This window comes from Curtobacterium sp. Curtsp22, assembly GCF_059492135.1.
The window spans coordinates 2,280,512-2,298,806 of sequence record NZ_CP168519.1; the positions used below are offsets into that span (position 1 = coordinate 2,280,512).

At 72.6% G+C, this 18,295-nt stretch carries 21 protein-coding genes; 10 read left to right on the forward strand and 11 right to left on the reverse strand.

What is annotated here, in order from left to right:
• Positions 1–88: 88 nt before the first annotated feature.
• Entirely contained in the window at positions 89–1,438 is a 1,350-nt protein-coding gene (locus ACEN8D_RS10970; protein ID WP_413398820.1) for a protoporphyrinogen/coproporphyrinogen oxidase, read from the reverse strand.
• The gene (gene hemE, locus ACEN8D_RS10975; RefSeq protein WP_413398821.1) at positions 1,435–2,559 is read right to left on the reverse strand and encodes a uroporphyrinogen decarboxylase; all 1,125 of its coding nucleotides are present in this window, start codon (positions 2,557–2,559) and stop codon (positions 1,435–1,437) included. Before hemE ends, ACEN8D_RS10970 begins: the two co-directional genes overlap by 4 nt.
• A gap of 90 nt (positions 2,560–2,649) precedes the next feature.
• On the opposite strand from hemE, the gene ACEN8D_RS10980 reads away from it, so the two are divergent.
• Both ACEN8D_RS10980 and ACEN8D_RS10985 read left to right on the forward strand, forming a co-directional pair.
• Positions 2,650–3,972 carry a glutamyl-tRNA reductase gene (locus tag ACEN8D_RS10980; protein WP_071294366.1) on the forward strand — a complete coding sequence of 441 codons (1,323 nt, stop codon included), beginning with the start codon at positions 2,650–2,652 and terminating at the stop codon, positions 3,970–3,972.
• A 23-nt stretch (positions 3,973–3,995) separates the two neighbouring features.
• Complete coding sequence (locus ACEN8D_RS10985) at positions 3,996–4,400, forward strand: NUDIX hydrolase (RefSeq protein ID WP_413398825.1); 405 nt, start codon at positions 3,996–3,998, stop codon at positions 4,398–4,400.
• Between the two features lies 1 nt (position 4,401).
• Here ACEN8D_RS10985 and ACEN8D_RS10990 read toward each other — a convergent pair whose 3' ends face one another.
• A complete protein-coding gene (locus tag ACEN8D_RS10990; protein WP_413398822.1) occupies positions 4,402–4,677 on the reverse strand; it encodes a hypothetical protein in 276 nt (91 codons plus the stop codon).
• Positions 4,678–4,780: 103 nt separating this feature from the next.
• Between ACEN8D_RS10990 and ACEN8D_RS10995 the strand changes: the two genes are divergently transcribed.
• Both ACEN8D_RS10995 and ACEN8D_RS11000 read left to right on the forward strand, forming a co-directional pair.
• Positions 4,781–5,464, forward strand: a complete 684-nt coding sequence (locus ACEN8D_RS10995; RefSeq protein ID WP_413398823.1) for a DUF4232 domain-containing protein — start codon at positions 4,781–4,783, stop codon at positions 5,462–5,464.
• Between the two features lie 19 nt (positions 5,465–5,483).
• A complete protein-coding gene (locus tag ACEN8D_RS11000; protein WP_309777804.1) occupies positions 5,484–5,900 on the forward strand; it encodes a GNAT family N-acetyltransferase in 417 nt (138 codons plus the stop codon).
• Positions 5,901–5,910: 10 nt separating this feature from the next.
• Here ACEN8D_RS11000 and ACEN8D_RS11005 read toward each other — a convergent pair whose 3' ends face one another.
• Genes ACEN8D_RS11005 through ACEN8D_RS11015 form a run of 3 tightly spaced genes read right to left on the reverse strand, consistent with a single transcriptional unit; the run spans position 5,911 to position 9,192 of the window.
• Complete coding sequence (locus ACEN8D_RS11005) at positions 5,911–6,255, reverse strand: YciI family protein (protein WP_413398824.1); 345 nt, start codon at positions 6,253–6,255, stop codon at positions 5,911–5,913.
• Between the two features lie 16 nt (positions 6,256–6,271).
• Positions 6,272–7,228, reverse strand: coding sequence for a serine hydrolase (locus ACEN8D_RS11010; protein WP_413461474.1), 957 nt, complete (start codon positions 7,226–7,228; stop codon positions 6,272–6,274).
• The gene (locus ACEN8D_RS11015; protein WP_413399831.1) at positions 7,228–9,192 is read right to left on the reverse strand and encodes a M13 family metallopeptidase; all 1,965 of its coding nucleotides are present in this window, start codon (positions 9,190–9,192) and stop codon (positions 7,228–7,230) included. The genes ACEN8D_RS11010 and ACEN8D_RS11015 overlap by 1 nt, the downstream gene beginning before the upstream one ends.
• 81 nt (positions 9,193–9,273) lie before the next feature.
• Between ACEN8D_RS11015 and ACEN8D_RS11020 the strand changes: the two genes are divergently transcribed.
• The 4 genes from ACEN8D_RS11020 (at position 9,274) to ACEN8D_RS11035 (ending at position 13,970) form a co-directional block, all read left to right on the forward strand.
• Entirely contained in the window at positions 9,274–10,611 is a 1,338-nt protein-coding gene (locus tag ACEN8D_RS11020) for a uracil-xanthine permease family protein (RefSeq protein WP_413461475.1), read from the forward strand.
• A gap of 144 nt (positions 10,612–10,755) precedes the next feature.
• Positions 10,756–12,066: an MATE family efflux transporter gene (locus ACEN8D_RS11025; RefSeq protein ID WP_413461879.1), complete on the forward strand. Its 1,311-nt coding sequence runs from the start codon at positions 10,756–10,758 to the stop codon at positions 12,064–12,066.
• Positions 12,063–13,298, forward strand: a complete 1,236-nt coding sequence (locus ACEN8D_RS11030) for a lipopolysaccharide biosynthesis protein (RefSeq protein ID WP_495601008.1) — start codon at positions 12,063–12,065, stop codon at positions 13,296–13,298. The genes ACEN8D_RS11025 and ACEN8D_RS11030 overlap by 4 nt, the downstream gene beginning before the upstream one ends.
• Before the next feature lie 30 nt (positions 13,299–13,328).
• Complete coding sequence (locus tag ACEN8D_RS11035; RefSeq protein ID WP_495601009.1) at positions 13,329–13,970, forward strand: GNAT family N-acetyltransferase; 642 nt, start codon at positions 13,329–13,331, stop codon at positions 13,968–13,970.
• On the opposite strand, the gene ACEN8D_RS11040 is transcribed toward ACEN8D_RS11035, so the two are convergent.
• Positions 13,962–14,579: a GNAT family N-acetyltransferase gene (locus ACEN8D_RS11040; protein ID WP_413399635.1), complete on the reverse strand. Its 618-nt coding sequence runs from the start codon at positions 14,577–14,579 to the stop codon at positions 13,962–13,964. The genes ACEN8D_RS11035 and ACEN8D_RS11040 overlap by 9 nt on opposite strands.
• Before the next feature lie 402 nt (positions 14,580–14,981).
• On the opposite strand from ACEN8D_RS11040, the gene ACEN8D_RS11045 reads away from it, so the two are divergent.
• Positions 14,982–15,977: an AraC family transcriptional regulator gene (locus tag ACEN8D_RS11045; protein WP_413399634.1), complete on the forward strand. Its 996-nt coding sequence runs from the start codon at positions 14,982–14,984 to the stop codon at positions 15,975–15,977.
• A 69-nt stretch (positions 15,978–16,046) separates the two neighbouring features.
• Here the strand turns inward: ACEN8D_RS11045 and ACEN8D_RS11050 are convergent, their stop codons facing one another.
• Positions 16,047–16,433, reverse strand: coding sequence for a hypothetical protein (locus ACEN8D_RS11050; protein WP_413399633.1), 387 nt, complete (start codon positions 16,431–16,433; stop codon positions 16,047–16,049).
• 8 nt (positions 16,434–16,441) lie between these two features.
• Entirely contained in the window at positions 16,442–17,008 is a 567-nt protein-coding gene (locus ACEN8D_RS11055; protein WP_413399632.1) for a TetR/AcrR family transcriptional regulator, read from the reverse strand.
• Between the two features lie 63 nt (positions 17,009–17,071).
• On the opposite strand from ACEN8D_RS11055, the gene ACEN8D_RS11060 reads away from it, so the two are divergent.
• Positions 17,072–17,809, forward strand: a complete 738-nt coding sequence (locus ACEN8D_RS11060; RefSeq protein ID WP_413461688.1) for an SDR family oxidoreductase — start codon at positions 17,072–17,074, stop codon at positions 17,807–17,809.
• 9 nt (positions 17,810–17,818) lie between these two features.
• On the opposite strand, the gene ACEN8D_RS11065 is transcribed toward ACEN8D_RS11060, so the two are convergent.
• Together ACEN8D_RS11065 and ACEN8D_RS11070 are read right to left on the reverse strand one after the other, a co-directional pair.
• Positions 17,819–18,046 carry a hypothetical protein gene (locus ACEN8D_RS11065; RefSeq protein WP_413399933.1) on the reverse strand — a complete coding sequence of 76 codons (228 nt, stop codon included), beginning with the start codon at positions 18,044–18,046 and terminating at the stop codon, positions 17,819–17,821.
• Positions 18,039–18,218 carry a hypothetical protein gene (locus ACEN8D_RS11070; protein ID WP_071302226.1) on the reverse strand — a complete coding sequence of 60 codons (180 nt, stop codon included), beginning with the start codon at positions 18,216–18,218 and terminating at the stop codon, positions 18,039–18,041. The genes ACEN8D_RS11065 and ACEN8D_RS11070 overlap by 8 nt, the downstream gene beginning before the upstream one ends.
• Positions 18,219–18,295: the final 77 nt, after the last annotated feature.

Genomic DNA, 18,295 nt, shown 5'->3' on the forward strand with positions numbered 1-18,295 from the left:
TCCGTTGGGTCAGTGTGCGTGGTCATGCGCCGATCGGAATACGTCCGGCGTTCCTGCAACAGTAGCCCTCTCCCAGTGTGCGGTCCGCTCAGGAATCCAGGATGTGCTCAGCGGCGGTCCGTGCGGCCGCGACGATGCCGGCCAGCCCTCGGCCCGTCGACGCCTCGCCGATCCCGACGACCCCGTCGGCGAGCCCCGCGGCGGTCGTGTCCGGACCGTGCCACCGGACACGTGCGGCACCGACCACGGCGGACGGCGCGATCGGCACGCCGAGCAGGGCGGAGGCGTCCTGAGCGGCGCGGGTACCGATCGCGTCGTACGGGTCGACCTGGAGGCTCCTCCCGGTCTCGACCGCGTCGACGGCGGCTCCAGGGGTGGTCGCCGCGACCCCCGTATCCGTCGTCGCGTAGCTCAGCCGCAGGACGTGCCGGCCCCCGGCCGCCTCGGCCAGCCACGGCCACTTCACCGTCGCGTGCGTGATCGCCTTCGCCCGGACCCCGGGAGCGTCCGGGTGCACGAGCATCCCGGTCCCGCGCGGCGCCGCGTCGAGCTCGTGCTGGTCGACCACGAGCGTCACGAGCTCGATGCCCGTGCGCACGGGGCCGGCCGCGCGGGCGGGGTCCGCCGTCGACGCGAGGACGTGCTCGGCCACCAGTCGCTCGGTCTCGCCGTCGTCGGTGCGGACCTCGACGGCGTGCTCCTCGATCGCGGTGGCCCGGGTGTGCAGGCGGACGTCGACCCGGTAGGTCTCCATGTCGGCCACGAGCTCGTCGACGAGCCGCACGGTGCCGCCGCGGATGCCCTGCACGGCGGACCCGGCCGTCGCACGGGCCCGGAGTGCGAGGACCGCGCGGGCGAGGGAGCCCTCGCGCAGCAGCGCCGCCCGGAGCCCGGGAGCCACCCGGTCCGGGTCGAGGTCGTCCGGGTGCGTCGAGTGCACGCCGGCGACGATCGGCACCACCAGGTCGTCGAGGACCTGCTCGCCCATGCGCTTCCGGACCAGCTCGCCGAGCGACGGCGCCTTCGACCCGACGAGGGACGGCAGCAGGGAGTCCATCTGCGCGCGGAGCGCCGCCTTCTGCCCGACCACCGCGAGGACGTCGGCCGCCATCGGGCTCCCCGGGATCCCGAGCAGTCCGGTCTGCGGGATCGGGGACGTCCGGCCGTCGCGGGTCATCAACCACGCACCACGCGGGTCCGGCGTGGTGACCTCGTTGCCGAGGCCGAGTTCGATCGCCAGCCGGCCGACGGCGTCGTTGCGGGTCGCGAACGAGTCCGCCGCCATGTCGAGGTCGAGTCCCGCGACGGTGTGCCGACGGACCATGCCGCCGAGCACGCCGGAGCCCTCGACGAGGACGACGTGCGCGCCGCCCTTCGCCAGGTCCCGCGCCGCGACGAGTCCGGCGACCCCGCCGCCGACCACGACGACGTCGGTCACGCGTGCGCTCCGGTCGCCGCGGCCGTCCCGTCCCCGAGCTCGTGGACGAGGGACACGATGCGGGTGAGCACGGTCGGGTCGGTCTCCGGCGGCACACCGTGCCCGAGGTTGACGACGTGCGCCCGGGCCGCACCACCGCGGCGGACGACGTCGCGCACGTGGGCCTCGAGCACCTCCCACGGGGCGGAGAGCATCGCCGGGTCGATGTTGCCCTGCACGGTGACCCCGGTGCCGACCCGGCGCACGGCCTCGTCGAGCGGCAGCCGCCAGTCGACGCCGACCGCGTCCACGCCGAACCGGTCCGTGCCGAAGGTCGTCATGTCGCGCAGGACCTCGCCGCTGCCGACGCCGAAGTGGATGCGCGGGACGCCGAGGTCAGCGACGTGGGCCAGGGCGTCGGCCGAGTGCGGTGCGACGCGGGTGACGTAGTCCTCGCGGGAGAGCGAGCCCACCCACGAGTCGAACAGCTGTGCGGCGGAGGCCCCGGCGAGCACCTGGGCCCGGAGGAACGCCCCCGACACCCCGGCGGCCCAGGCGAGCAGGCGCGACCAGGTCTCCGGGTCCGAGTGCATGAGCGTCCGGGCGCGGATGTGGTCCTTCGACGGTCCGCCCTCGACCAGGTAGGCCGCGAGCGTGAAGGGCGCCCCGGCGAACCCGATGAGCGGGGTGTCGCCGAGCTGCTCGACCGTGCGCGCCACGGCGTCGGTGATCGGGGCGAGGGCAGTCGCGTCGAGCTGGCCCAGCGCGTCGACGTCGGCCGGGGTGCGGATCGGGGACGCCAGCACCGGACCGCGCCCGGGGACGATCTCGACGTCGACGCCCGCGAGCTTGATCGGCACGACGATGTCGCTGAAGAAGATGCCGGCGTCGACCCCGTGCCTGCGGACCGGCTGCAGCGTGATCTCCGACGCCATCGCCGGGTCGAGGCAGGCGTCGAGCATGGCCGTGCCGACGCGCAGTTCGCGGTACTCCGGCAGGGACCGGCCGGCCTGACGCATGAACCACACCGGCAGGGTCTCCGGCCGGTCGCCGCGGAGTGCCCGGACGAGGGGCGAGCCCGACGTCCGCCCGGAGACGAGCGGGTGCGAGGCGGGGAGGGCGGTCGTGGATGCGTCGGTCACCGCACGATTCTCCCATCGGCGAACGGAACGTATCCCGAGCACGCACGATGGGAACGGGAGCCGGGCGCAACGCGAGTTACCATGGAAGACGTGCTCATCTGTCTCACGGCGTCGCATCGCAACGCCAGCTTCGATCTCCTGGAGCGACTGAGCATCGGCGCACCGACCGCCGCGAGCCGTCTCGTGACGGACTCCGACGTGCTGGACGGGGCCGTCGTCCTCGCCACGTGCAACCGCTTCGAGGCCTACCTCGACATCGCCGGCGACGACCGCGACTCCGCCGTCTCGGCCACCGTCGACGCCGTCGCCACCGCGAGCGACCTCGACCCCGCCGAGGTCCTCCGGTCCGTCAACGTGCTCGGCGGCAAGGACGTCGTGCAGCACCTCTTCGCCGTCTCGAGCGGCCTCGAGTCCGTCGTCGTCGGCGAGACCGAGATCTCCGGGCAGGTCCGCCGCTCGCTCGAGGACGCCCGCTCGAACGGCACCACCACCTCGGACCTCGAGCGGCTCTTCCAGGAAGCCGCGCACACCTCCCGCGGCGTCAAGACCCGCACCCGCATCGGCGCCGCCGGCCGGTCGCTCGTGCGGCTCGGCCTCGAGCTCGCGTCCTCCCGCGTGACCGACTGGGGCCGGACCCGGGTGCTCCTGATCGGCACCGGCAGCTACGCCGCGACGACCATCGCCGCCCTGCGCGACCGCGGCGCCGACACCATCCAGGTCTTCTCACCCTCCGGCCGGGCGCCGTGGTTCGCCGCCAAGCACGACCTCGTCGCCGCGCACGACCTCCGCCAGGCCATCGGTTCGAGCGACGTGGTGATCACCTGCACCTCGAGCGAGGTCCCGGTCGTCGAACCAGCCGACCTCGACGACGGCGTCCGGCGCATCGTCATCGACCTCGGACTCCCCCGCAACGTGGACCCCGACGCGGCCGACGTCGACGGCGTCGAACTGCTCGACCTCGAGACCATCAGCATCCACGCCCCGATCGCCGAGCTGAACGCCGAGTCCGAGGCCCGCGCGATGGTCGAGGACGCCGTGTCCCGCTTCCGCGCCCAGGCCCTCGAGCAGTCGACGACGCCCGCGCTCGTGGCCTTCCGCAAGCACGTCTTCGACATCCTCGACGACGAGATCGACCGCGCGAAGCGTCGGGCGGACGGCGACGACGCCTCGGCCGAGCAGACCGAGCGTGCCCTGCGGCACCTCGTCGGCGTCCTGCTCCACCGTCCCTCGGTGCGCGCTCGCGAACTCGGTCGCGCCGGTCGCGGCGAGGAGTTCGTCGGGGCGCTCGACGCCCTCTTCGGTGTCCGCCCCGAGCCCGAGGCGGAGCTGCCGTCGCCGGTGGTGCCGCTCGCGGAGCGCACCGCGCCCGAGCGGATCGACCGCGACCGCACCGACGAGGCGGACGCGAGCTGAGCCTCCAGGGCCACCCCGCGACCCTGCGCGTCAGTGCGCTGCTGCTGGTGCGCGACCGCCGCGTGCTCATGGTGCGCGCGCGGATGCGCGACGTCCTGTACCTCCCCGGGGGCAAGGCGGAGCCGCACGAGAGCGACGTCGAGGCCGTCGTCCGCGAAGCCTTCGAGGAGACCGGCCTGCGGCTGACCGCCGACGACGTCGAGCCGTTCGGCACCGTCACCGAGCCGGCACACGGGCAGGCCCCGGGCACGATGGTCGCGATGGCGCTGTTCCTGGTCCGTCCAGGAGGCGCGCTCGACTCCGCCACGCCGGTCGCCTCGGCAGAGGTGGACGAGGTCGAGTGGGTCACCTCCGCGGACGCGGATCGGTGCCCGCCGGCGGGCGTCGAGACGCTCCGCCGCCTCGTGGCGGCGGAGCTGGTCGACTAGGTCAGACCTGGTCGCGGTCGGTGTAGTGCCCGACCTCGCCGTCCGGGGTGGGCTCGGCCTCGCCGGGGATGTCCGACTCGACGTACTCGCCCTCGCCGTCGCCGCCCTCGGGACGGGTCTCGCCGGGGATGTCGCTCGAGACGAACTCGCCCGCGGGCTCGTTCGACGCCACGGGGAGCTCGCCCGGGATCTCGCTGTCCGTGAAGGAGCCGGCACGGGGCTCGACGCCGTCCGACCTGCCCTCGTCGCCGCGTGCCTGTTCGTGCTTGCCTGCCATGTCGACCTCCGTTGCTCGTGCGCTGGCGCGTGCCCTGGAGTGTCCTCGGGGCGGCTGGGCGCCACCCGAGTCGTGTACCCCGGGGCGGTGGTTGCGTTGGCTCATGCAACGTCGCGCTGGTTCCCCACTGCTCGTCGCCGTCGGCATCGTCGCCGTCGGTCTGCTCGCCGGCTGCTCGTCGGGCGGCGCCACGACCCCGTCGGCCACGACGACGGAGACCGTCACGGCGACACCGACGTCGGCACCGACGCCGTCGTCCGCGTCGTCCGGCTCGGCGTCGTCGCCGAGCGCGTCGGGCGGATCGTCCGGTGGTTCCTCGGGTGCAGGGTCCTCGGGCGCTGGGTCCTCGGCGTGCGCGACGTCCTCGCTCGCCGGGAGCATCGAGGCCGGCAGCGGTGGCGCTGCCGGGAGCACGTACGTCCACCTCGTCCTGCGGAACACCGGGTCGTCGACCTGCACGCTGCAGGGCTGGCCGGGGGTGTCGTTCGTCGGCGACACGAACGGCACGCAGATCGGCAACGCGGCGACGCTCGACCGGGCGGCACCCCACCCGACCGTCACGCTGGCGTCCGGGCAGGAGGCAGTGGCGCCGCTCAAGGTCACGAACTCGGAGAACTACCCGGAGTCGACGTGCGACCCCACGTCGCCCGACGGCTTCCGGGTGTACCCGCCCGGGTCGAAGGAGTCCCTGTTCGTCCCGTACACCGCGTTCGCCGCGTGCCGGTCGGAGGACGTGACGGAGCTCGACGTGCAGGCCTTCGTCCCCGCGGGGCAGGCCGCCGACTGACGTCTGCCACGATGGGACCGTGGTGGTGATCGCGGAGGAACGACCGGCCGGGGACGAACTCCTGGCGCTGTACCGCGACGTCGGGTGGACGGCGTACACGCGGGACCCGGAGACCCTCGTCGCCGCGGTCCTCGGGTCGCACCTCGTGCTGACCGCCCGGGACGCGACGGGCTCGCTCGTCGGGCTGGTCCGGACCGTGTCCGACGGCGTGACGATCGTGTACGTGCAGGACGTCCTCGTCGCACCCGAGCACCACCGGGCAGGCATCGGCGGGGCCCTGCTCGACGGCCTCCTCGAGCGGTACGCACACGTGCGCCAGACCGTGCTGACGACCGATGCCGAACCGGGGCAGCGGGCGTTCTACGAGTCGCGGGGCTTCGTCGAGGTGCACGACGTCGCGTCGGCACCGCTCCGCTCGTTCGTCCTGCTCCGCTGACCGGAGTCGCTCAGGACTCGGGGTCGTCCATGAACGCGCGGACCTCCTGCGCGCACCGGCAGGCCGCTGCGAACCGGGCAGCCCACACCAGGGCGTCGTCGCGCGTCGGGACGTCGAGGATGCAGAAACCCCCGATGAAGGTGTCCTTGCCGGGGCGGACGGCCGGGTCGTGCACGGTGCCGTCGGTGTCGACCAGGGCGCCGGTGTCGGGTGGGAGGAGTCCCCCGCCGAACACCCACACGCCGGCGGCCTTCGCGTCGCGCAGCACCGGGTGCGTCGCGTCGGAGACGGCCTGGAGATCGGCCACGGGGAACACCATCGTGCCCTCGTCGAAGGAGATCAGGTACTCGGTCACGAGCGTGAGGGTACGCTCAGCGGGCCGCGGGCTCGTGCACCGTCTCGAGCACCTCGGTGCCCATCGTCCGCAGGGCGTCGATGACCGCCAGCCGCCGCTGCAGCGAGTCGTCGTCGAACGTCACCGTGACGGCGTAGCTCACCGACGACCCGGGCCCGCGCAGGATGCCGGCCTCGGCCCGCACGCCCGTGCTCGACCCGGTCGCCGAGACGACCTGCAACCCGTGGTCCAGTGCCCGGTGCGCGAGCGGGTCCAGCCCGAACGACCCCGCGACGAGGCTGAGGTCGGACGCGAGGGACAGCCATCCGAGCACCCGGTTCGACACCGCCTCGTCGACGACCTCGCCGAGTGCCAGGCCCCGCATGAGCCAGGCGAGCTCGCCCGTCGGCGCGACCGAGGCGTCCGGAGCGTCGTCCGGCCCGCGACGGTCCCGCACCCGGTCGATGAGGGCGGTCCGTTCGATCCCGAGCGACTCGGCGCGCTCGCGGACGGCGTCGATCCCGACGGTCGAGAGCAGCGCGTTCATCGCCCAGGCGTCCGCACCGGCACCGACGAGGGTCGCCAGGTCGGACACCTGCATGGTCGGCTCCTGCAGGAACTGCCAGAGCCCGGCACCGGTCGCGGTGTCGCGCGCCATGCGCTGCAACCGGTCGCCGTGCAGCCCGCCGTCCTCGAGCCGCGCCGCGACCTCGACGAGGAGCAGCACGCGGCCGAGGCTCGCCACCGGTTGGACGAGCGTGTCGTCCACGGCCAGCAAGGCCTTGCCCGTCGAGGTGTCGATCACCGAGGCGCTGACGGAGGCGCCGTCCCGGGCGATGGTGCCGAGCGCCTGCAGCGTCGCCGCGAACCGGTCGTCGGCACCACCACGGTGCCGCCCGCGCGCACGTCCGTCGGCCCCGCCGGCATGCTGCCGTCGCCGCGACCGGCGAGCCGCTCCCGGCTCCGACGACGGAGCCGCGTCCGGCTCGGCCATCACCAGATCGAGACGCGCTCGGCCGGGTCGAGGTACATCGCGTCCCGCTCGGTCACGCCGAAGGTGTCGTAGTAGACGTCGATGTTGCGGACCACCTGGTTGCAGCGGAACTCGGTCGGCGAGTGCGGGTCGATGCTCAGGAGACGGGCGGCTTCCTCTGGACGGATCGCCATCCGCCAGGCCTGCGCCCAGCTGAGGAAGAAGCGCTCGGCACCGGTGAGGCCGTCGATCACCGGCGGCTCCTGCCCGTCGAGGGACAGCAGGTACGCCTTCCACGCGATCGAGAGCCCGCCGAGGTCGCCGATGTTCTCGCCGATCGTCAGGGCACCGTTGACGTGGCCGTCCGGGACCTCGGTCGGGACGAGCGCGTCGTACTGCGCGATGAGGGCCTTCGTGCGCTCCTCGAACGCGGTGCGGTCCGCCTCGGTCCACCAGTTCTCGAGTCGGCCATCGCCGTCGTACTGGGAGCCCTGGTCGTCGAAGCCGTGCCCGATCTCGTGCCCGATGACGGCACCGATCGCGCCGTAGTTCGCGGCGGCGTCACGCCCGGCCTCGAAGAACGGGAACTGCAGGATCGCCGCCGGGAACACGATCTCGTTGAACCCGGGGTTGTAGTACGCGTTGATCGTCTGCGGGGTCATGAACCACTCGTCGCGGTCGATCGGCTTGCCGATCTTGCCGAGCTCGCGGTCGACCTGGAAGCTCGCAACGGCACGGACGTTGCCGATGAGGTCGTCGGCGGACACCGGCAGCGCGGAGTAGTCCCGCCACTTGACCGGGTACCCGATCTTCGGCGTGAACTTGTCGAGCTTGTCGAGGGCCCGCGCACGCGTCTCGTCGGTCATCCAGTCGAGGGCGGTGATGCTCTGCCGGTAGGCCTCGACCAGGTTCGCGACGAGGTCGTCCATCGTCGCCTTCGAGGTCTCGTCGAAGTGCTCCTGCACGTAGATGCGGCCGACCGCCTCGCCCATGGCACCCTCGACCAGCGAGACCCCGCGCTTCCAGCGCTCGCGCTGCTTGGGCGCACCGGTGAGCGCGGTGCCGTAGAACGAGAAGTTCGTCGCCGAGAACGCACTCGTCAGGTAGGCCGCGGAGGCGCGGATCACCTGCCAGCGCAGCCAGTCCTTCCAGACGTCCAACGGCTGGTCGCGGAGCAGCTCCGCCAGACCGGTCACGAACGACGGTTCGCGGACGACGACGGTCTCGAAGGCGCCGGCCGGCGCGTCGATCGCTTCCCACCAGAGGCGGAGGTCGATGCCGTCGGCGAGCGCCGCGACCTCGGCCCACGGCAGCTTGTTGTAGGTCTTCTGGCTGTCGCGGGTGGTGACGTTGTCCCAGTGCTTCGACGCCAGAGCGGTCTCAAGAGCGATGACGTGCTCGGTGCGGTCGCCGCCGTCCTCGAACCCGGCGAGCGGGAACATCGCGGCGACGAACTCGCGGTACTTCGTGCGGATGTCGGCGAAGCGGTCCTCGCGGTAGTACGACTCGTCGGGCAGCCCGAGGCCGGACTGTTCGAGGAAGACCACGTAGGACTCCGGGTCGCCCGGGTCGTTGTCGACGAAGAGCTGCAGGAAGCTCGGCAGGCCGAGGCGCTCGAAGCGCCCGACCATGCGGATGACGTCGTCGACCGAGTCGACGGCGGCGATCTCGGCGAGCAGGGGCTCGATCGGCGCGGTGCCCAGGGCCTCGAGCCGGTCCTCGTCGGTGAAGGAGGTGAAGAGGTCGCCGACCTTGCGGTCCTCGGTGCCGGGCGCGGCCTGCTGGGAGCGCTCGATGATGTCCCGCACGGCGATCTCGGCGGCCTCGGCCAGCACCGTGAACGAGCCGTACCGTGCCTTGTCGTCGGGGATCGGCGTCGATGCGATCCACGAGCCGTTCACGTGGCGGTACAGGTCGTCCTGCGGGCGGACCGTGGCGTCCAGCTCGTCGGTGTGGATCCCGGAGGTGCTTGCGACGTCGGTCATGCGGTCAACGATAGCCACCGTCGCCCTGATCGAGCAGGACGGGTGCCGTCACCTGTGGACGGCTGCCGGTACGGTCGTCGCATGGGACTTCCGTGGAAGCTGCACGGGGACGGCGCGACCGTCTCCGCGACGACGATCGTCGCGCCGGACGAGCGCCTCACCTGGGGCCGGACGATCGGCCTCGGCGTGCAGCACGTCGTGGCGATGTTCGGCGCGACCTTCCTCGTGCCGTTGCTCACCGGTTTCCCGCCGGCGACGACGCTGCTCTTCAGCGGCATCGGCACGATCCTGTTCCTGCTCATCACCGGCAACCGGCTGCCGAGCTACCTCGGGTCGTCCTTCGCCTTCATCGCCCCGATCGCAGCCGCGACGAAGATCGGCGGCATCCCGCTGGCGCTGTCCGGGATCATCGTCGTCGGGGTGCTCCTCGCGGCCGTCGGCGCCGTGGTGCACCTGGCTGGCGCCGGGTGGATCGACCGCCTCATGCCGCCCGTGGTCTCCGGCGCGATCGTGGCCCTCATCGGCTTCAACCTCGCTCCGGCCGCCCGCGACAACTTCACGAAGGCCCCGGTCGTCGCGGTGATCACCCTCGCCGCGATCATCCTCGTGACCGTGCTCTTCAAGGGGCTCATCGGGCGCCTGTCGATCGTCATCGGCGTGGTCGTCGGGTACCTGGCGGCACTGATCGCCGGCGAGGTCTCGTTCGACGCCGTCGGCAAGGCCGCCTGGATCGGTCTGCCCGAGTTCACCGCGCCGGCGTTCGACCCGTCGCAGCTCGCGATCTACCTGGCGTTCGTGCCGGTCGTCCTCGCGCTCATCGCCGAGAACGTCGGCCACGTGAAGGGCGTCGGACAGCTCACCGGTCGTGACCTCACCCCGCTCACCGGGCGAGCACTCTTCGCCGACGGCATCTCCACCGTCCTCGCGGGCGTCGGCGGTGGCTCGGCGACGACCACCTACGGCGAGAACATCGGCGTGATGGCCGCCACCCGGGTCTTCTCGACCGCGGCGTACTGGGTGGCCGCGATCGTGGCCGTCCTGCTCGGCCTCTCCCCCAAGGTGGGCGCCGTCATCTCGTCCGTCCCGCCGGGGGTCCTCGGCGGAGCGACCACCGCGCTCTACGGGCTCATCGGCGTCATCGGCATCCGGATCTGGGTCGAGAACCGTGTCGACTTCGCGAAGCCGAAGAACCAGCTGACCGCGGGCATCGCACTCATCATCGGCATCGCCGACTTCACGTTCTCGTTCGGTCAGGCGAGCTTCGGCGGGATCATCCTCGGCACGGTCGCGGCGATCGTGGTCTACCACGTGATGGACCTCGTGGGCCGTGCCCGCGGGACCGACGAGGCGACGCCCGAGGTTCCGGACGCGGCCCACGCCGCCACCGGCGGGGTCCCCGCCGAACCGCGCGCCGACTGACGCGAGCACCCGCCGGACGGGAGGCGCGGGTCGGCGCCGACCCGCGCCTCCCGTCCGACCCGTCACCGGTCCGGGCGTGCGCGCACCACGCGTGGTCCGCATCGCCGCCAGAATGGGTCGGTGCCCGGACCGACGCGACCCGCAGTGACCACCGAGCGGCGCGCGGTCGACCGCGACATCGTCCGCCTCGCGGTGCCGGCGCTCGGTGCGCTCGTCGTCGAGCCGCTGTTCCTGCTGACCGACACCGCGCTCGTCGGGCACCTCGGTGCAACGCCCCTCGCTGCCGTCGGCCTCGCCGGCGCCGTCCTGCAGACCGTCACGGGGCTGCTCGTCTTCCTCGCGTACTCGACGACCCCGGCCGTGGCCCGCGCGCTCGGCGGAGGCGACCGACGCGGGGCCGTGCACGCCGGCATCGACGGGATGTGGCTCGCGCTCGTGCTGGGCGTGGTCCTCGCGCTCGTGGGCTGGCCGCTCGCCGGACCGCTGGTCGACCTGTTCGGCGCGTCGGCCGACGTGTCGGCGGCGGCGACCGCCTACCTGACGGTGTCGCTCGTCGGGCTGCCCGGGATCCTGGTCGTCACCGCCTCGACCGGGTTGCTCCGCGGACTGCAGGACACGAGGACGCCGCTCGTCGTCGCCACCGTCGGGTTCGTCGCGAACGGGCTGCTCAACGCCGTCCTCATCTACGGCGCCGGCTGGGGTGTCGAGGGGTCGGCCGCCGGCACCGTCATCGTGCAGTGGGCGATGGCGATCGTCTACGTCCGGATCGCGGTCCGCGCGGCGCGGGCCTCGGGGGCACCGCTGCGGCCGGGCGCCTCGGGTGTCGCGCGGGCGCTCCGGTCCGGTGCCTGGCTGTTCCTGCGGACGGCCTCGCTGCGTGTGGCGATGCTCGCGACGGTCGGCGCCGCAGCGGGGCTCGGGACGACCGGGCTCGCGACCACTCAGGTCGGGTTGACCGTGTTCTCCACCCTGGCGTTCGCGCTCGACGCCCTGGCGATCGCCGGGCAGGCACTCGTCGGACACGGGCTCGGGGCACGGGACCCGGCGCGGGTGCGGCTGGTGACGCGGCGGCTCGTCCTGCTCGGGATCGCCGGCGGTGTGCTGCTCGGGGTGCTGACCCTCGCCGTGAGCGGGGTGCTCGGGCCGGTGTTCTCCGACTCGTCCGCCGTGCGTGGCGCGCTGCCCGTCGTCCTCGTGCTCATCGCCGTGGGGATGCCGGTCGCGGGCTACGTGTTCGTGCTCGACGGGGTGCTGATCGGCGCCGGGGACGCGCGGTACCTGGCGATCGCGGGTGGGGTGAACCTCGTGGTGTACCTGCCCCTGCTCTGGTGGGCGGGTGGGACCCTCGCGGGGCTGTGGGCCGCGTTCGCGCTCGGGTACATCGGGGTGCGGGCGGTGACGCTCGGGATGCGGGCGCACCGGCGTGGATGGGTCGAACAGGCGTTGGCGCGGTGAGCGTGCGTCCGGCTCCCGCTCCGGCCGCGGCCTCGTCCGTCGCGTCGTCGGCCGCGCTCGCCACCGTCGGCATCGGGGTGCAGGGCGTCGCGAAGCTGCTCGTGACCGTCGTCGTCGGCCGGGTGTTCGGCACCGAGACCCTCGGGCAGACCACCGCGCTCCTGTCGCTCTCCGTCTTCGTCGCCCTGCTCTGGCCGAACGCCGCCGGCAACACGGCATCGCGGTACCTGGCGATCGCGCTGCGCGGACGGCACTCCGACGCCGCGGTCAACCGGCTGCTCGGGCTGTCGATGCTCGTCTCGACCCTGGTGCTCGCCGCCGTCACCGTGCCGATCGCCCTCGCATGGGGCAACGGCCCGGGCACGGTGCTCGGCGGGGTCGCGGTCGTCGTCGGCTACGGGCTGTACTGCTACGCCCGCGGAGCGCAGCTCGGGTACGGCCGTGCTCCGAAGGTCGCACTGTGGGACGGCGTGACGAGCGTGCTCGCGCTCGGGCTGCTCGTGCTCGCCTGCGTCGCCCGGCTCGAGCCGTTCGTGCTGCTGCCGCTCGCGATCGGGTACACCGTCTTCGCCGTCGCCTGCTGGCCGCGGGGCAACGGGTTCGGGCCTGCTGCTCGCGAACCCGTCGGCGGGGTGCTCGGGTTCGCGGGGTGGAACGTGCTCGCGGTGGTGACCTCGAACGGGTTGCTCCAGCTGACGATGATCTCTGCGCAGGTCACCGTCTCCGCCCACGACGCCGGCGTCTACGCGGCCGCGTTCACCCTGGCGACCCCCGCGTCGATGCTCGGGCAGGCGCTGGGGCAGGTGCTCGTGCCGGCGTTCGCCCACCGGACGGACGGCGGGTCGCTCCGGTCCCGCGGGGCCGTCCTGTTGGTGGTCGGCTTCGCTGCCGGCACCGCCGTGGTGTTCGGCCTCGTGGCGCTGCTCGCCGGGTGGTTCCTGCCGATCGTCTACCCGGCCGAGGGCGCTGCGGCCGTGGCGGACCTGCGGTACCTGATGGTCGGAGTGTGGGTGTTCACCGTCGGGCTCGTGCCGGCGGCGCTGTTGCTGGCGGCGGGGCGGTCGCGGCAGGTGGCGCTGGCGTCGGTGGCCGGGTTCGTCGTCGGGGCGGTGCTCATGGCGGTGCTCGGGCCGGTCGCGGGGGTGGCCGGGGGGACGACGGGGTTCCTCGTGGGGAGTGCGGTGAACCTCGTGGCGGTGGTGGGGCTCGGGATGCGTCGAGGGAGTCCGTAACCTGCCGTCGGCGACTCGTATCGTGGGCCGATGGACCTCGAGCGAATCTGGCCGCTGTTCGGATTGCGGCTCACCACTCCGCGGCTGGAGCTCCGGCCGCTGCGCGATGACGACCTCCCGGGCCTCGTCGACGCAGCCCTGTCCGGCGTGCACGATCCCGCTCGCATGCCGTTCGGTGTCCCGTGGACGGACGCCGAACCGGACGCCCTGGCTCGTTCACTCGCGCAGTACCACTGGAAGCTCCGGTCGGGGGTGACCAGCACCGCGTGGGGCGTGAGCTTCACGGTGCTCCACCACGGCACACCCATCGGCGTGCAAGAGCTCCACGGCCGTCGCTTCGCGGCGCGGAAGACCGTCGAGAGTGGCTCTTGGCTCGCGCGGCCTCATCAGGGCCTCGGATTAGGCACGGAGATGCGGGCTGCGCTCCTGCTGTTCGCGTTCGACCATCTCGGTGCCGAATGGGCGGAATCGAGCGCGGCGGCGTGGAACCACCCGTCGCTGCAGGTCTCGAAGAAGCTCGGTTACCTGGAGAACGGTGTGACTCGCGCCCAGACCCGCGACGACGAAGTCGTCGACGAGGTCCGGGTCCGGCTCAACCGGGACGACTTCGTCCGCCCGCACTGGACGCTGCGGACAGCGGGGACCGAAGCCGCGATCGAACTGCTACGGTAGCCGTCCGCTAGACGACGGAGGCACGGCACCCGAACGAGCGACCCACTCGCGGGCGAGTGCCGACATGATCACCTCGTCGTGGAAACGGCCGTCGTGGAAGGTGGCGTCGCGGCGCACTCCCTCCTCTTGGTAGCCGAGCTTGCCGTACACCGCTCGCGCCCGGTCGTTGAACGTGTGGACCCGGATCTCGATGCGGTTCAACCCCATCTCACGGAACCCGTACGCCGTCAGGAGACGGACCGCGTCGGTCCCGTACCCGCGTCCGACGTGCTCACTGCCGATCATGACGGCCAACGTCGCGGCTCGGACCGGGAGCGTCGCGCCGAAGAGCGTCACGTGCCCGACGAGCTCGCCCGAGGTGCGGTCGACGACGCTGAACCCCACCTCTCCGCTGCCTTCGCTCCTGCTCCAGCCCCGGAACACGTCGACGACCGTCTCTTCCGGTCTCGGGCGAACGATGAGCTGCTGCAACACGGCCCACTCCGGCTCACGCCACCAGCGGACCAAGTCGGGGAGATCTGCGTCGTCGAGCGCGCGGAACCGGACCCGTTCCCCTTCGAGCAGCGTCCGTCCGTAGCGTTGTGCGTCGGCGGCCCCGGTCCACGTCATGCAGCGACTCTCTCACGAGCACCTCGCGATCCGGTCAGCTGTCGGGACGCTCGTCGTGTGGACGAGTGCCAGACGGTCGCTCGAAGGGATGGTCGGCACCCACCGAGCAGTCGCACCGTACGAACATCCGCTCGGCGGTCCGGGTCAGGACGAACACCTCCACGTGCTCGACCACGTCCTCTCCACGTCGATCCATGCGCCACGCTCCTGCCCTCGAACCGGCGTCACGGTGGCCTTCCCCACCCGAAGGGAAAGGCCACCGCTCCCGCACCGGCGCACTGCACCGGCGGGATCGACGGTAGGCAGCCCGGTCAGCCGACGCCATCCACTGGACGCGGTGTCACCGTCGATGAACGCGGAACCGCGCACGAGCGACCGGATCCTGCCCGGTAGAGTCGCGCCATGACCGGGGCGCCAGCGGAGATGTTCGCATCGCACCCGGTCGCAGCCAGCACGACCGCGGACGAGGCCGCAGCGGTGCTCAGCGAGGTCTTCCTCCCGATGGACATCGCCCCCACGGACGGATCTCCCGACGTCCGCATGCACCTCAACGCGCTCACGCTCGGACGGATCACGTTCGGGTACATGCACTTCCGCGAGGCCGTCCAGATCCGCACGACGGAGCCGGTCGACTACCACCTCGACATCCCGGTGCGTTCGCGGATGACCGCGCGCGCAGCCGGGAGCGCACCGGTGCGCGGCACCGCACAGACCGCCGGGGTGTTCATGCCCGGCCGACCGGTCGATCTCGACTGCGGCGACTGGTTCGCGCAGGTCTCGGTCATGATCCCCCGCCGCGACCTGCAGACCGAGCTCGAGCTGTTGCTGGACGCGCCGGTGTCCGAACCCGTCGAGTTCGACGCTGCCTTCGACCTCGAGACCACGGGCGGTCGAGCCGTGTCGCAGGCACTCCGACTCGTGGACGAGGGATCACGGCAAGCGCGAGGTCCGCTCAGGCATCCGCTCGCGGTCCGCAGCCTCGAGCAGGTGTTCCTCCACAGCCTGCTGCTCGGACAGCCGCACAACCACTCGGCAGCGCTCGACTCGCCGCGAGGCGGAGCCGGTTCGCGATCCGTGTCGCGAGCCGTCGAGCTGCTCCGCGACGACCCTGCGCGGCCGTGGACGGTGGCCGACCTGGCGTCCGCCGTGTTCACGAGCGTCCGGAGCCTCCAGGAGGGCTTCCGCCGAGCGCTGGACACCACGCCGACGGCCTACCTCCGGCGCCTCCGGCTGGAACGGGCACGCGAAGACCTCCTCGCCGTCGGACCCCAGCGCGTCTCCGTGAGCGAGGTCGCGGCTCGCTGGGGGTTCCTCCACGTCAGCCGGTTCGCTGCGGCGTACGCCCAGCGGTTCGGCGAGTTGCCGTCGGAGACGCTGCGGCGCACGCAGCGACGCTGAGTCACGGTGCCGGCCGGCAGCTCGATGTCCGGGCGCGAGCACGTGCCCGCGCGCCGACCTGCAACCGGCCTACGAGCCGGCGGTCTCGATCATCGCGAGCACGTGTGGGGCGCTCCAGCGCAGGAGCGCCTCGGACGGTGGCGCTCCGAGGTCCTCGCCCCAGATCGCGACGGCCGCCCCCGACATCGGACCCGCCAGACGTGCGCCCGAGTTCCCGTCCCAGGCCCGGAGCGACCAGTGCGCGCGTGTCGACGTGGTGGTGCTGCTCGCGGTGACCTTGGTGACCACCAGCCGGGGAGCTCCGGACGTGACGGCCGCCCGGGCTGCGGGTGCATCGGGTACGGCAGGCACAGCCGATCCGCCGAGCGCATCGCCGATCAGGACTGCCGCAGACATCGCGAGGACCAGACCGACGGCGACGTTCCGCGTCACGAGCCGGGAACCGCGGTCGCGCATCCCGCGCGTCACCGTCCACCGGACGCCGTGGAACGCAGCCCTTCGACGACCAGGTCGAGCAGGTGCGGCACCCGATCTGCGGCCGACGCCCCGAGCCGCCAGAGGAACGCGACGAGCGCCAGGAGGTCCGCCGGCTCGACGTCGGGTCGGAGTACCCCGTCCCGAGCGCCGGCCTGCAGCAGCGCGCCGATCGCACTGCTGATCTCGTCGTACTGCTCGTCGTGCAGCTGCTGCCGGGTCGCAGCGTCGAGCACGTCCGCCAGCGCGTGCTTCTGGTACCCGAAGGCGGCGAGCTCGTCGAGCCACGAGCGGAGCGCGCCGTCCTGCGACGGTCGGGCGGCCAGCGCCCACGCCGAGGCGACCAGTCCCTGGAAGTCGGCGCGGTAGACCTCGGCGAGCAGCGCCTCCCGGGTGGGGAAGTGCCGGTAGAGCGTCCCCTGGCCGACCCCCGCGAGTCGGGCCAGCGACTGCATCGTCGTGGCGGCGTCGGAGCGCAGCGCGTCGCGCGCGACGTCGACGAGGCGAGCGCGGTTGCGCTCGGCGTCGGCGCGACGGGGCGATTGCGAAACGGACATGTGTCCGCTAGCCTCCTCGATGAATCGGACGGGTGTCCGGTTCAGACTACAGGAGGCATGCACATGGACGGCATCGCAGGGAAGGTCGTCGCGATCACGGGCGCGTCGAGCGGGATCGGCGAGGCGACGGCGCTGCACCTCGCGGCGCGCGGCGCGAAGGTCGTCCTGGCCGCGCGTCGCGCGGAACGGCTGACGTCCGTCGTCGCGCAGATCACGGGCGCGGGTGGCGAAGCGATCGCGGTCGAGACCGACGTGCGCAGCCGGGAGGCGCTGCACGCGTTGGTCGCGTCGGCGCGGTCGCACTTCGGTCGCCTCGACGTGCTGCACCAGAACGCTGGCAGCATGGCCGTCTCGCCGTTCGACGCCCTCGACGTCGACGGGTGGCAGCAGATGGTCGACGTGAACCTGGTCGGCGTGCTCAACGGGATCGCTTCGGCCCTCCCGGTGTTCCGCGAGCAGGAGTCGGGGCACTTCGTGCACACGGCGTCGACCTCGGCGCACCGCATCGTCCCCGCACAGGGGGTCTACGCGGCGACGAAGACGGCGGTGCGGGTGCTCAGCGAGGCACTGCGCCAGGAGGCAGGTCCGGGGCTGCGCGTGACCGTCGTCTCGCCGGGGTTCACCGCGACCGAGGGGGTCACCAAGACCGACGACCCCGAGCAGCGCGCGGCGCTCGAGGCTCGTCGTGACGCGATCGCGATGCCCGCCGACGCCGTCGCGGCCGCGGTGGCGTACGCGATCGCGCAGCCGGCCGGGGTGGACGTCGGCGAGGTCGTCGTCCGACCGACGGCGCAGGACTGACGCGTCCCCTCAGCGGCTCCGACCACGTGCCCGCCGGAGGGCGGACAGTCCGGCGATGCCCAGGACGAGGCCCACGACGCCGCACAGCATCCCGCCGAGGTACACCGCCGCAGCGCCGAAGTTCACGCCGCCTCCGATCGGACTGAGGATCACCCAGACCGACCCGATGGCCGTCGCGACGAAGCCGATCCCGAGGACGACGACCCCCGTCGTCACGAGCCTCCGGCCGTCAGTCACGGTCGGCTTCACGGGCTGCTTCGCGAGCTGCACGCTTGGCAGCGCGACGGGCTCGCGCCTCGGCGTCCTGTTGCTCCTGGAGCGGGCTCTTCTGCATCGACCCCCGCGCTGCGAGCACGATCATCACGACGACCAGCACGAGCACGACCGGGACCAGGAAGGTCAAGAACACGCGGAGCCCCCACTCGATCACGAGGCCCGTGGTCGAACCCCTCGACAGGAGCGTAGTCCGGCGGGGAACACCGACAC